Raw genomic sequence first — 12,207 nt, forward strand, 5'->3', positions numbered from 1 at the left:
ACCCGCAACGAGGATGAAACGCACATGAACACGATCCCCACCGAACCGAAGCGCGACGCGCAGGTTGCACACCTGCCGCAACCGTCGCCGTTGCGGGAGGCACATGCGAGGCCCGGCACGCAGTTGCCCGCCGCGCCGCGCTCACTCGAGGAAACCGGACTGAGCCAGGCGTTCGTCGCAGGGCTCGTGCTGAAGTCGACGCTGGTGCTCGGCCGCCCGTCCTACGGCGACCTGATCGAACGCCATTGCCTGCCGCTCGCGGTGCTCGACGACGTCTTCGCGTTCCTGGTACGCGAGCATCTGGTCGAACTCACCCATCGCGGCAAGACCGATCTCGACGTGACGTTCCGCCTGACCGACGCGGGCCGCGTGGCCGCGCTCGAAGAGTGCGCGCGCAGCACGTACAGCGGGCCGGCGCCGGTGACGCTCGACGCGTATCTCGACTGCGTGTCCACCCATTCGGTGCGCAAGCTGCGTGTGGCCCAGAACGACGTGTGGGCCGTGTTCGAAGGCATCGTGATGGACACGTCGGTACTCGACTCGGCGGCCGCCGCGCTGAACTCCGGCCGTCCGCTGCTGATCTACGGCCCCGCCGGCAGCGGCAAGACCTTCCTCGCCGAGCGGCTCGGCGCGTTGATGGGCGGCCATGTACCGGTGCCGTATGCGATCTATGCGGCCGGGGAAGTGATCCAGATCTACGATCCGCTCGTGCATGTCGACGCGCCGTCGCAAACGGAGGGCCAGTCGGTCGATCGCCGCTGGCGCCTGTGCGAGCGGCCGGTCGTGATGTCCGGCGGCGAATTGACGCTCGACGAGCTCGACCTGCGCCGCGACGAAGCGGCGGGCTTCTACCAGGCGCCGCCGCACATGAAGGCGAACATGGGCATGTACATCATCGACGATCTCGGCCGCCAGCGTGTCGAGCCGCGTGACCTGCTCAACCGCTGGCTGCGTCCGCTCGATCGCGGCGTCGACTTCCTGACGCTCGAGTCCGGCAATCGATTCGTGCTGCCGTTCGACGTCTGGCCGGTGTTCTCGAGCAACCTGGCGCCGGAGCAGTTCGCCGACGACGCATTCCTGCGCCGGCTCGGTTCCAAGCTTCACGTCGGCGCGCTGTCGATCGACCACTACCGCGCGGTGTTCGACGCCGCATGCGAGTCGCTCGGACTGGTGTCGACGCAGGACGCCTTCGACTATCTGCTGCACCGGCTGCACCTGCCGACCGGCAAGGCATATCTCGCATGCTTCCCGATGGATCTGCTGCGCCTGGTTGCCGCCGGCGCGCGGTATCGCGGCGATCCGCTCGAAGTGACGCACGACGCGTTGCACGACGCATGGGCCAGCTATTTCGGCACGGCGCCCGAGCGCGACGGCGTATATCTGCCGCCTGCCGAGCACGGCGGTCACACAGTCATAACCGGTTGAGCCGTTTCTTTCACGATTCGTTGAGGAGCATTGCCATGAAAAACAGTCGAGCGCTCATGATGCTGATTGTCGCGATGGTCGCGGGGCTTGCCGCGGTCGTGTTCGCGTCCCGCTGGTTGATGAATACATCCAGCAGCTCGGTCACGTCGGTCGCGGTGGCGACCACGGACCTGAACCTGGGCGAGCCGCTCGGGCCGAACCAGATCCGCATGGTGAGCTGGCCGTCGGGCAGCGTGCCGACCGGCGCGTTCACCGACACGAAGGAACTCGAAGGGCGCGTCGTGCGCACGAGCCTCGCGCGCGGCGAGCCGGTGATCGAGTCGAAGCTCGCGCCGGTCGGCACGAAGGGCGGGCTTTCCGCCGTGATCGCCGACGGCAGCCGCGCGATCACCGTGCGCGTGAACGACGTGGTCGGCGTCGCGGGCTTCGCGCTGCCGGGCAACTACGTCGACGTGATCGTCAACACGCAGGAACAGCAGGGCAAGACCGACGGGCAGAGCATCTCCAAGATCGTGCTCGAGCACATCCTGGTGCTGGCCGTCGCGCAGCAGGTCAGCCGCGACGACACCGCACCGAAGGTGGTCAATGCGGTGACGCTCGAAGTCACGCCCGACCAGGCCGAACGCCTCGACCTCGCGCGCAGCGTCGGCACGCTGTCGCTCGTGCTGCGCAACCAGGTCGACCAGAAGACGCTGACGACCGACGGCGCGACCAAGCTGACGCTGCTCGGCAAGGCCCCGGTGCCCGACGCGCCCGCGCCCGTACAGGTGAAGACCGTGCGCGTGCGTGTCGCATCGCACGCGGCACCGGCAGCACGCCGCGATTGTGTCGGCGTGCTGACCGGGGTACGGGGCAGCGTCGAATGTTTCTGAAGCCATAGAACACACATCCAGATAAACAGATTAACCAGATCGGCCGCCGTCAGGGCACGGCGGCCTTGGAAGTCGACAACCGGCGGCTCGCCGGTCACTCGGGGGATCAGACGAAATGAAGATCAATCCGCAACATTCAGGTACCGGCCCGGTGCGCACACGCATCGCACGGGGCACGATGATGGCCGCGATCCTGTGTACGGGGTGGCTGACGGTATACAGCGCGCTGGCCCAGGAAGGCGCGGAATCGGCTGCGCTGATGAAGGGCGGCGCGAGCGCGCCGGCTGCCGTCGCCAAGGGGCCGATGCAGATGACGATCAGCATGGCGCCGGCGGTTGCCGCCGCGCCGGCCGCGTCGGCAGGCCCGCTGCGCGGACCGAATTGCGTGGGCGCGGTGCGCGAGTCGACCAGCGTCAGCGTGCCGCTCGGCAAGTCGCTGCTGGTGCCGATGCCGGAGCCGGTCCGCAACCGGACCATCGGCAACCCGGCCGTCGCGCAGGCGACGATGGTGTCGCCGCAGACGCTGTACATCCTCGGGCTGACGGTCGGCACGACCAACATGATCGTGCAGGGCCGCAGCGGTGCATGCCGCGTGATCGACGTGGCGGTCGGCGCGGACGCCGGCGGCCTGCAGGCGTCGCTGATGCAGCTGATGCCGAACGAGCGCGACATTCACGTCTCGACCGCCGCCGGCACGATCGTGCTGGCGGGCAACGTGTCGAACTCGCAAGCCGCGCAGCAGGCGGTGCAGATCGCCCGCGCGTACAGCGAAAGCGCCGGTGACGGCAGCGGCAAGGGCGCCGGCGTGCTGAACATGCTGGCCGTCACGTCGCCGCAGCAGGTGATGCTCGAGGTGAAGGTCGCCGAAGTGTCGAAGACGCTGATCAACCAGATGGGCAGCGCATTCAACATCCAGGGTGGCTTCGGCTCCTGGAGCGGCGCGCTCGTCAGCCAGCTGCTCGCAGGTGTCGCAAGCGCCGCGGTCTTCAACAAGGCGAACAACAAGCCGTTCAGCATCGCGGCCGATGCGCAGAACACCGACAACCTCGTCAAGATCCTCGCGGAGCCGAACCTCGTGACGATCAGCGGCCAGGAGGCGACGTTCCTCGCCGGCGGCAAGATCTTCATCCCGGTACCGCAGAGCAGCGGGACGGGCACGTCGTCGATCACGCTGCAGGAAGAGGAGTTCGGCGTCGCGCTGAAGTTCACGCCGACGGTGCTCGGCAACGGCCGGATCAGCCTGAAGGTCGCGCCGGAAGTGTCGGAACTGTCGCAGACGGGCGTCACGCTGAGCGCGACCAACATCGGCGGCACCTCGATCCTGCCGCTGATCACGACCCGGCGCGCGTCGACGACGGTCCAGATGGGCGACGGCGAATCGTTCGCGATCGGCGGACTGATCAAGGACAACGCCAGCGGCGCGCTGAAGGCGATTCCCGGCGTCGGCGAGGTGCCGGTGCTCGGCGCGCTGTTCCGCAGCACGTCGTTCCAGCAGGACCGCACCGAGCTGATCTTCGTGATCACGCCGCACCTGGTGAGGCCGCTGCAGACCGCCGACCTGCCGCTGCCGACCGACAGCTTCTCGAAGCCCAACGAAGCAGACGTGTATGCGACCGGCAACATGGAAGGCCGCAAGGGTGTCCGCAAGGCGGGCGCGCAACCGGCGAGCGGCGCGATGAATGCACCGCAGACGCCGGCACCGGCTCCCGCGCCGCAATCGGCTGCACCGGCCGCCGCGCTGCCCGCACCGCGTGCGCCTCAACCTGCCGAAGCACCGGCACCGGTGCCGGCGCAGCCCGAGAAGCCGGCGGCTGCAGCGGCCGCCGCGGCGGGGGCGGTGAACGTCGAACCGGTGCCTGCCGTGCCGTTGCGGCCGCAACCGCAGGCCGACGCGGCCAGCGCGGCGCGGATCGCGCGCATCGAAGCCGCTGCCGCGCGTCTCGCGGCGGCCGGCTCCGACACGCCGGCAAAACCGGCGCCGCGTTCGAAGCAGAGTCTGCCGGCCGCCGCCCACGCGCAGATCGCGCGGGCGAATGCGGAACCCGCGTCCAACGATCGTTGAAGCCATCCAAGGGGAAGCTCATGAAATCCGCCTACCTCGTATTCGTGCGCCGTGCGGCGCTCGCCGTCCCGCTCGCGTTCGCGCTTGCCGGCTGCATGTCATCCACGCCGGTGTGGGACAGCCGCTTCGGCGACTCGGTCCGCGCCGTCACGCAAGCCCAGATCATCGATCCGCATGCCGCCGAACACGCGGCCTCGCGGCAGGGGGTCGACGGCAGCGCCGCCGCGTCCGCGCTCGACAACTACGACAAGTCGTTCAAGCAGCCCGAGCCGAAAGCCAATGCATTCGTGATCGGGATCGGCAAGTCGTCGGGGCAATAACACAGGCACGCTCAGGGAGAACGCCATGTCCAGCGCAGCTCGTCATCCGAAACTCACGCGTCGCGGTATGCGTCGCCAGCAAGGCGCCGTCGCGATCATCGTCGGTCTCGCACTGGCGGTGATGATCGGGTTCGTCGGTCTCGCGCTGGACCTTGGCAAGCTGTACGTCACGCGCAGCGAACTTCAGAACAGCGCCGACTCATGCGCGCTGTCCGCTGCGCGCGACCTCACGTCGGCCATCAGCCTGCAGGTCGCGGAAGCGGACGGCATCGCCGCCGGCCATTCGAATTTCGCGTTCTTTCAGCAGAACGCGGTGCAGATGCAGACGGATTCGAACGTCACGTTCAGCGATTCGCTGACCAATCCGTTCCTGACGAAGACGGCGGTCGCCACGCCCGCGAACATCAAGTACGTGAAGTGCACCGCGCAGCTGACCAACATCGCGCACTGGTTCATCGAGGTGCTCAACACGATTCCCGGCGTGCAGGTGGCGAACGCGGCGCAGGTCTCGGCGAGTGCGATCGCGACCGTCGGCGCCGGGCAGACCACCTGTGCGATCCCGGTGTTCGTGTGCCGCGCGGCGGCCGCCGCGCCGTACAAGGTGGGTGACTGGATTTCGTCGCCTTCCGGCTCGTCGTCGACGTACGGGCCGGGCAACTTCGGCTGGGCCGCGCTCGACGGATCGACGAACGAAACGACGATCGCCAGTGAACTGTCCGGCAATACCTGCAACATCTCGTCGCCGCCCACCCTCGGTTCGACGGGCCTGAAGTCCGCATCGCTGCGCGCCTGGAATACCCGCTTCGGCATCTATACGAACGGCGCCAACGGCTCGAGCGGCCAGCCGGACTTCACCGGCTACGCATACGTCGGCCCCAACTACGGGCCGCCGGGAACCGCCGGCATCGTCGGCGACGCGTACACGCAGTTCGTGCTCGATCGCGCAAGCTTCAAGTCCTACCAGGGCGACGGTGCACCGCCGGCCGGCAGCGGCATCGCGACCAAAGGGACCGCCACGGCAAGCAACTATCAGACGTTCGGCGGCGACCGCCGCGTCGCGCTTGCCCCCGAGGGCGACTGCTCGACGCTGAAGGGGTCAAGCAACCAGCTGACCGTCACGCAGTGGGACTGCGTGCTGATGCTCGATCCGCTGCCGTTCAGCCCGGGCGCCGGCGGGGTCGTCGCGCATCTCGAATATCTCGGCTCGGCGTCATCCGGCAGCACGCCTTGCGCGACGCACGGTTTGCCGGGCAGCGGCAGCTCAGTCGGCCTCAAGGTGCCGATGCTCGTTCAATAGAGGAGACACGATCATGAACAGGCCCCCGATTCGCCGGTCGCGCATGCGCGGTGTCGCCGCGGTCGAGTTCGCGCTCGTGCTGATGCCGATGATCGTGCTCGCGACCGGTGTGGCCGAGTTCGGCCGCGCCATCTATCAGTACGAGACGCTCACCAAGGCGACGCGCGACGCGGCGCGCTACCTGTCGGTCTATCTGCCGGCCGACAGCGCGTATCCGCTCGCGGCGGCGCAGTGCCTGGTCGTCTACGGCAACACGACGTGCGGGTCTGCCGGCACCGAGCTGGTGCCGGGGCTCACGACATCGATGGTGATCGTGTGCGACGCCGCGCATTCGACCGATTGCGCCGACGCATCCGACCCGCCGCAGTTCGCGAACCTGCCGACGTACGACTCGACCAACAACGCGGCGAGCGGCACGGCGACCGGCAGCATCAACGTCGTCGAGGTGAAGGTGAAGGGCTACCAGTACCAGCCGATTCCGGCCTACCCGGGGCTGTCGTCGATCACCTTCGGCAACATCGTCACCGTGATGAGGCAAGTGTCATGAACGCGCGCCCCTTCCCGCTGTCGCGCCGTCGCGGCCAACGCGGCGCGACGATCGTCGAGTTCGCGCTGATCGCATCGATCCTGATCATGCTGCTGATCGGTATCTTCGAATTCGGGCGCGTGCTGTTTTACTGGAACACCGCGACCGAGGCCATCCGGCTCGGCGCACGCACGGCGATCGTCTGCGACGTGAACGCCGCCGGCGTCGTGAAGCGCGTGAAGTCGCTGATGCCGATGTTGTCGAACGCGAACGTGTCGGTGAGCTACACGCCGTCAGGTTGCGACGTGAGCTCCTGCTCGTTCGTGACCGTCAGCATCACCAACGTCACGGTCAGGACGATGATTCCGATCGCGAACGTCGCGATCACGATGCCGCCGTTCACCACGACGATGTCGCGGGAAAGCCTGAACTCCTCGACGGGCGGTAGCGCCTGTCAATAATCGAAACCGACGAGGCACAGTCATGATCAATATCCTCGTAGCTGCCGACGATACCGCCCGGCTCACGCAGACCGCGCGCCTGGTCACCGACAGCGGACACTATCGCGTGACACGCGCGCACGGTCGGCCGTCCCAGATCGAGCATCGAACGGACGGGCTCGATTCATTCGACATCCTGCTGATGGACGGCGCGACGACCGAGGCGGCTGAGCTGTCGGCGCTCGAACGGATCTGCCGGCTGCACCCGGGCCTGACCTGCATCCTGGTGACGGCCGATGCGGCGCCGAACGTGCTGCTGGACGCGATGCGCGCCGGCGCGCGCGACGTGCTGCAGTGGCCGCTCGATCCCGCGGCGCTGGCCCGTGCGCTCGAGCGTGCCGCCGCGCAAAGCACGCGGCGCGACGGCGACGATACGCGCTTCGTGTCGTTCATGTCGTGCAAGGGTGGCGCGGGCACGAGCTTCGCCGCGAGCAACGTCGCGTACGAGATCGCCGAAATCCACAAGCGCCGCGTGCTGCTGGTCGATCTGAACCAGCAGTTCGCGGATGCCGCGTTCCTCGTCAGCGACGAGACGCCGCCGTCGACGCTGCCGCAGCTGTGCGCGCAGATCGAGCGGCTCGACGGCGCGTTTCTCGACGCGAGCGTCGCGCACGTGACGCAGAACTTCCACGTGCTCGCTGGTGCCGGCGACCCGGTCAAGGCCGCGGAGATACGCGAGGATGCGCTCGAATGGATTCTCGGCGTCGCGGCGCCGCGCTACGACTTCGTGATCTTCGACATCGGCGTGAGCATCAATCCGCTGTCGATGATCGCACTGGATCGCAGCGACCAGATCCAGCTCGTGCTGCAGCCGGCGATGCCGCACGTGCGCGCGGGCCGCCGGCTGCTGGAGATTCTCGTGTCGCTCGGCTACCCGACCGACCAGATGCGGCTGGTGGTGAACCGGATGACGCGCGCGAGCGAACGGTCCCGCACCGCGCTCGAGGAAGTGCTGGGTCTGCACGCGAGCAGCACGATACCCGACGATGCCGACACCGTGCGCGAGGCGCTCGACCAGGGGCATCCGGTCTCGCGCGTCGCACGCAGCGCCGCGGTGACGCGTGCGTTGCAGGCCTGTGCGAAGCAGATCGTCGAAGGGGACGTGCGCACCCGGCACGACACGTCCAGCAGCGAACCGTTGATGTCACGGCTGTTCGGCCGCAAGGCCACGCCGAAGCTCAAGTCCATGTGAATCTTTCGGGGAAACCATCATGTCATTGCGCGAACAGATGTCCTTGTATCGGACGCAGCCGCAGGCGGCGGGCACCGAACCGGCAGGTGCGACGCATTCGTCGGTACGCGACGCGTACCAGAAGCTGCGCCGTGAAATTCACCTGGCGGTTCTTGAACGGGTCGAGCTGGAGCGTCTGTCACGCCTGCCGCAGGAACAGGTCCGTCAGGAAATCTCGGCGCTGATCTCGCGCATCCTCGACGAGGAGCGCATGCCCGCGAACGACATCGAGCGGCGCCAGCTTGCGATCGACGTGTACGACGAGATGTTCGGTTTCGGCCCGCTGGAGGCGCTGCTGCGCGACCCAGGCATCTCCGACATCCTCGTGAACACGTACCGCCAGGTGTACGTCGAGCGCGCCGGCCAGCTCGAGCTGACCGACGTGACGTTCTACGACGACGCGCACCTGATGAAGGTGATCGAGAAGATCGTGTCGCGGGTCGGGCGTCGCATCGACGAATCGACCCCGATGGTCGATGCGCGTTTGCCGGACGGCTCGCGCGTGAACGCGATCATTCCGCCGTCGGCGATCGACGGGCCGCTGATGTCGATCCGGCGTTTCGCGGTCAACCCGCTGAAGATGGACGACCTCGTGAGTTACCAGAGCCTCACGCCGCCGATGGCGGAACTGCTCGATGCGCTGGCCAGGGCGAAAGTGAACGTGCTCGTGTCGGGGGGGACGGGCAGCGGCAAGACGACGCTGCTCAACATCCTGTCGGGCTTCATCCCGCGATCGGAGCGGATCGTGACGATCGAGGATGCGGCCGAGCTGCAACTGCAGCAGCCCCACGTGCTGCGACTCGAAACGCGGCCGCCGAACATCGAGGGCAAGGGCGAGATCACGCAGCGCACGCTCGTGCGCAACGCGCTGCGGATGCGGCCGGACCGGATCATTCTCGGCGAAGTGCGCGGCGCGGAAGCGCTCGACATGCTCAACGCGATGAACACCGGCCACGAAGGCTCGCTCGCGACGATTCACGCCAACACGCCGCGCGACGCGCTCACGCGGCTCGAGAACATGATCAGCGTCGGCGGCCTGACGCTGCCGCCGAAGACGATGCGTCAGCAGATCGCGTCGGCGATCTCGGTGGTGGTCCAGGCGACGCGGCTCACCGACGGCAAGCGCAAGATCGTCAGCATCCAGGAGCTGACCGGGATGGAAGGCGACATCATCAACATGCAGGAGATCTTCACGTTCAAGCGCACCGGCATGGATCGCGACGGAACGGTGCGCGGACACTTCTGCGCGACCGGCGTGCGGCCGAAGTTCGCCGAGCGGCTGCAGGCGTTCGGCATCAACCTGCCGGATTCACTCTACGACCCGGCGCAGCGTTACGAGACGAAGTGACGACGCGCGTTCGTCTGATTCCGGGGAGGTCTCATGGACTCGATATTCTACGGTTTTGTGATTCTCACCTTCGTCGCGGTCGTGCTCGCGATCGAAGGTGTCTATCAATGGTGGAACTCACGCCACGGTGCCGCGGCACGCCGGATCGAGTCGCGCCTGCGCGCGATGTCGGCCGGCGGCAGCGTGCAGCAGGAGCGACTGTCGATTCTCAAGAAGCGGATGCTCGACGAGTCGAAGCCGTTCGACCGGCTGCTGCTGCGCATGCCGCGTGTGCAGTCGCTGGATCTGCTGCTGCAGCAATCGGGGCTCGACTGGACGGTGGCGAAGCTCGTCGTGTACAGCGCGGTATTGCCGGTGACGGCGATGCTCGTCCTGTTGTTCACCCCGTTGCCGTTGATCGCCGTGGTGCCGATTGCGCTGCTGACCGCGTGCTTTCCGGCCTTGTACGTGATGCGGCATCGCAACCGGCGGATGCTCAAGCTCGAGCGTCAGCTGCCGGATGTCTGCGACATGATCGCGCGCGCGCTGCGCTCCGGCCACTCCTTTACGAGCGCGCTCGGGATGGTCGGCGAGGAGTTTCCGGATCCGATGGGCGGTGAATTCCGGATAACGTTCGACGAGATCAATTACGGCGTATCGCTGCACGATGCGCTGGTGAACCTCGCGACGCGCGTGCCGGCCCATGACCTGCGCTACTTCGTGATCGCGGTGCTGATCCAGCGCGAGACCGGCGGCAACCTGGCCGAGCTGCTCGACAGCATCGCATCGCTGGTTCGCGAGCGCTTCAAGCTGTTCGACAAGGTCCGCGTGCTGTCGGCGGAAGGGCGGCTGTCGGCCTGGATCCTCGGGCTGCTGCCGTTCGGCACGGCGGGCATGATGGCGGTGTTGAACCGGGAGTTTCTGTCGGTGCTCTGGCAGGATCCGGCCGGCATCAAGATGGTTGGCGTGATGCTGGGGTCGATGGCATTCGGCATGCTGTGGATTCGCCGCATCATCCGGATTCGCGTCTGACGCGTGTCTCAGGCTTCACGAACCGATTCGAGGCAGTCATGCAAAACCTGAGCGTAGTACATACCGTGATGCTGGCCGGATTATTCATCTTCGTCGCCGGCGGCGTGCTGGTCGCGATGCTGCTGTTTGCGCCGCGCAACATGGAGCGCCGGATCCAGCAGGCGAGCGGAGCAAGTGTCGGCATCGGCGCCGGCGCGGGCGACGGCGGCGGGCAGGCATCGCGCTGGGTCGCGAAGCTCGTCGAGCTGTCGCAACCGATTTCCCGGCTGTCGGTGCCGCAGGAGGGCTGGGAGAATTCACCGCTGCGGATCCGGCTGATGAACGCCGGCTGGCGCGATCCGAACGCAGGCGCGCTTTACTTCGCGGCGAAGACGGTACTCGCGCTGGCGCTGCCGGGCGCGGCGCTGCTGGCACTCGCCACGACCCGGCTCGCGGGTCAACGCATGCTGCTGTCGTTCATCCTCGTCGCGCTCGCAGGGATCGGCTACTACGTGCCGAACGTGATCCTCAAGCGGCGGATCGCGACGCGTCAGCGGGTAATCTTCGAGGACTTTCCGGATGCGCTCGACCTGCTGACCGTGTGCGTCGAAGCAGGGCTCGGGCTCGATGCGGCGCTGATGAGAGTGAGCGAGGAACTGCGCTTTCGCAGCGAAGTGGTCGCGAGCGAGCTCGACTTGCTGCTGCTCGAGATGCGTTCCGGGTTCACCAAGGAAACCGCGCTGCGCAATCTGGCACTGCGGACCGGCGTCGAGGATATCGAATCGTTCTGCGCGATGCTGATCCAGGCCGATCGCTTCGGCACGAGCATCGCCGAATCGCTGCGCGTGCTGTCCGACATGCTGCGCACACGGCGGCGGATGCGCGCCGAGGAGCGCGCCGCGAAGATCGCGCTGAAGCTGCTGTTCCCGCTGATCTTCTGCATCTTCCCGGCGCTGATGTGCGTGTTGCTCGGGCCGGCGATGATTCACGTGTATCGCGTGCTGCTGCCGACCTTCACGAGCATCGGGCAGTAAGCAGCGGCGCGGGACTGCCGCGCGAACCGGATGTACGTGCCGACTGAGCATCGCCGGCCGGCACGGCCACCGTCTTCATGGGAGGCTCCTCCTCCCCCCGGGCGGCGCCGCGAGACAGGTCGATCATAGCGGCGTCAACGCAACCCGGACCCATGGTCGACCCTGGAGACAGCCGTAGTCCACTGCCCGCGCGGGTGGCCCCCTACGGCTAACCCCGGACGCAGCCGCGGCGGCGTGCCGACCGGACGGAAAACCGCCCGGAACGGACCGGTCGTCACGGCTGAATCCATTCGTGTCGATAACGCGATCGATTGTTTACCGGATTGCCGGTCGACGCAGGAAATCGCCGCGCGGCCGCGGCACCCTCGGTCCGCCAAGGCAGGGATGCGCCAGGCGACGACGCGGCACGTATCGACAGATGCCGCCGCCGATGCGCGCGTCATCGTGCCCGAAAATCTCCTTGAAATCGTCGATTCGAATTCCTACGATTGTTCAAAATCAGGCTTGAATGACGCTGCGAACGGGACGATCGCCCCGCGTCGCGGAAAGAACGAACACAACGCCTGAACGTCGAGCGACTGCCCGACGATACGGGCAACAGG

The 12,207-nt window shown here is 67.0% G+C and carries 12 protein-coding genes; all 12 read left to right on the top strand.

Translation table 11 applies throughout. The annotated features are described in order from the left end of the window. Nucleotides 1-24 precede the first annotated feature (24 nt). The 12 genes from HWX22_RS19440 (at nt 25) to HWX22_RS19495 (ending at nt 12,172) form a co-directional block, all read left to right on the top strand. Nucleotides 25-1,425 (top strand): ATP-binding protein, encoded by a 1,401-nt coding sequence (locus HWX22_RS19440; protein ID WP_175910381.1) that lies wholly within the window; start codon nt 25-27, stop codon nt 1,423-1,425. A 35-nt stretch (nt 1,426-1,460) separates the two neighbouring features. Beyond that, the gene (gene cpaB / locus HWX22_RS19445) at nt 1,461-2,297 is read left to right on the top strand and encodes a Flp pilus assembly protein CpaB (RefSeq protein ID WP_175910383.1); all 837 of its coding nucleotides are present in this window, start codon (nt 1,461-1,463) and stop codon (nt 2,295-2,297) included. A 115-nt stretch (nt 2,298-2,412) separates the two neighbouring features. Continuing rightward, nucleotides 2,413-4,359 carry a type II and III secretion system protein family protein gene (locus tag HWX22_RS19450; protein WP_175916227.1) on the top strand — a complete coding sequence of 649 codons (1,947 nt, stop codon included), beginning with the start codon at nt 2,413-2,415 and terminating at the stop codon, nt 4,357-4,359. A gap of 20 nt (nt 4,360-4,379) precedes the next feature. Further along, nucleotides 4,380-4,679, top strand: a complete 300-nt coding sequence (locus tag HWX22_RS19455) for a hypothetical protein (RefSeq protein WP_059594593.1) — start codon at nt 4,380-4,382, stop codon at nt 4,677-4,679. Between the two features lie 25 nt (nt 4,680-4,704). Next, a complete protein-coding gene (locus HWX22_RS19460; RefSeq protein WP_175910387.1) occupies nt 4,705-5,976 on the top strand; it encodes a TadE/TadG family type IV pilus assembly protein in 1,272 nt (423 codons plus the stop codon). Between the two features lie 13 nt (nt 5,977-5,989). Beyond that, nucleotides 5,990-6,523 carry a TadE/TadG family type IV pilus assembly protein gene (locus tag HWX22_RS19465; RefSeq protein ID WP_175910389.1) on the top strand — a complete coding sequence of 178 codons (534 nt, stop codon included), beginning with the start codon at nt 5,990-5,992 and terminating at the stop codon, nt 6,521-6,523. Continuing rightward, the gene (locus HWX22_RS19470) at nt 6,520-6,963 is read left to right on the top strand and encodes a TadE/TadG family type IV pilus assembly protein (protein ID WP_059536043.1); all 444 of its coding nucleotides are present in this window, start codon (nt 6,520-6,522) and stop codon (nt 6,961-6,963) included. The genes HWX22_RS19465 and HWX22_RS19470 overlap by 4 nt, the downstream gene beginning before the upstream one ends. Nucleotides 6,964-6,985: 22 nt before the next feature. Further along, nucleotides 6,986-8,194 (top strand): AAA family ATPase, encoded by a 1,209-nt coding sequence (locus HWX22_RS19475; RefSeq protein ID WP_175910391.1) that lies wholly within the window; start codon nt 6,986-6,988, stop codon nt 8,192-8,194. 19 nt (nt 8,195-8,213) lie between these two features. Further along, a complete protein-coding gene (locus HWX22_RS19480; RefSeq protein WP_175910393.1) occupies nt 8,214-9,581 on the top strand; it encodes a CpaF family protein in 1,368 nt (455 codons plus the stop codon). A 33-nt stretch (nt 9,582-9,614) separates the two neighbouring features. Then, nucleotides 9,615-10,592, top strand: a complete 978-nt coding sequence (locus HWX22_RS19485; RefSeq protein WP_175910395.1) for a type II secretion system F family protein — start codon at nt 9,615-9,617, stop codon at nt 10,590-10,592. Between the two features lie 38 nt (nt 10,593-10,630). Further along, complete coding sequence (locus HWX22_RS19490; protein WP_059690485.1) at nt 10,631-11,605, top strand: type II secretion system F family protein; 975 nt, start codon at nt 10,631-10,633, stop codon at nt 11,603-11,605. A gap of 234 nt (nt 11,606-11,839) precedes the next feature. Continuing rightward, nucleotides 11,840-12,172, top strand: coding sequence for a hypothetical protein (locus HWX22_RS19495; protein WP_175910397.1), 333 nt, complete (start codon nt 11,840-11,842; stop codon nt 12,170-12,172). Nucleotides 12,173-12,207 lie beyond the last annotated feature (35 nt).

The sequence above is a fragment of the Burkholderia sp. BCC1638 genome (assembly GCF_902833195.1).
Classification (GTDB): domain Bacteria; phylum Pseudomonadota; class Gammaproteobacteria; order Burkholderiales; family Burkholderiaceae; genus Burkholderia; species Burkholderia diffusa.